Here is a 1345-nt window from a genome sequence, read left to right on the forward strand (position 1 = left end):
GGGCCGAGCCGCCGCGCGCTGCTGGCGCTGGCGGCGGGGCTGGGAGCGGCGTCGTGGCGCGCGGGTCGGGCGGACGCGTCGGCCGGTTTCGCCGCGACACCGGCCGCCGGGCCCGCGCCGATGGATCGTGGCAGGACCCTGTTCATCGTCGGCGACTCCACCGTGCGGAGCGCCGGACGCCATGGCCAATGGGGCTGGGGGGAACGGCTGGCGCCGTGGTTCGACCCTGGCGAGGTGACGGTGGCCAACCACGCGATGGCCGGCCGCAGCAGCCGCAGCTTCCTGCGCGAAGGACGATGGGCCGAGGTGCGCTCGCTGCTGAAGCCGGGCGACGCGGTGCTGATCCAGTTCGGCCACAACGACCTCGGACGCGTCGGCGATCCCGCCGCCAAGCAGCGCGGCGTGCTGCCGGGGATCGGCGACGAGACCGTGGAGGAAGCGCTGCCCGACGGCGGCGTCGAGCAGGTCCGCAGCTTCGGCGCCTATCTGACGGCGTACCTGCGCGACGCGCGGGCCGCCGGCGCGGTGCCCGTCGTCGTCTCCCCGGTGCCGCACCGGGACCACTGGCGGGACGACGTGGACTTCCCCGAGATCGGCGCCTGGGGCCGGGAGGTGGCGCGGCGCGAGGGCGGGTGGTTCATCGACCTGACGGGGGCCGTCACCGGGGCCTACCGCGCGCTCGGCCAGGCCGAGGGCCAACTCGCCCGCGACAAGGCCACGCTGGACAACGCGCGCATCGACCTCGCCCGCTACCAGGACCTGCTCGCCAAGGACGCGATCGCCCGCCAGCAGGTCGACACGCAGCAGGCGACGGTCCGCCAGCTCGATGGCACGGTGAAGGCCGACCAGGCCGCCGTGGACAGCGCCCGGCTGCAGGTCACCTACACCCGGGTGCTGGCGCCGATCTCGGGCCGCGTCGGCCTGAAGCAGGTCGACATCGGCAACGTCGTGCAGACCAGCGACGCCAACGGCGTGGTCAGCATCACGCAGACGCGGCCCATCGCGCTGACCTTCGCCGTGCCGTCGGCGCTGCTGCCCCAAGTGACCGCCGGCCTGAAGGACAAGGCGTCGCTGACGGTGGAAGCCTGGAGCCGCGACGGCAAGACGCGCCTGGCGACCGGCCGGCTCGCGACCGCCGACAACGCCATCGACCTGAGCACCGACACGATCAAGCTCAAGGCGCTGTTCCCGAACGAGGACGACGCGCTCTACCCCAACCAGTCGGTCAGCGTGAAGCTGCAGCTCGCCACCGAGGCCAACCGCCTGGCCGTGCCGGCCGCCGCGGTGCTGCGCGGCGCGCAGGGCTTCTACGTCTACGTCGTCGGCCCCGGACAACACCGTGAGC

General features: G+C 73.9%; 1 protein-coding gene. It reads left to right on the plus strand.

Annotated features, from left to right (window positions below; translation table 11 throughout):
* Positions 1-120: 120 nt before the first annotated feature.
* Positions 121-1345, plus strand: a 1225-nt coding sequence (locus FUT87_RS22250) for an efflux RND transporter periplasmic adaptor subunit (protein WP_255511964.1), incomplete at its 3' end; no start/stop codon positions are given.

Source organism: Mitsuaria sp. TWR114 (assembly GCF_007997345.1).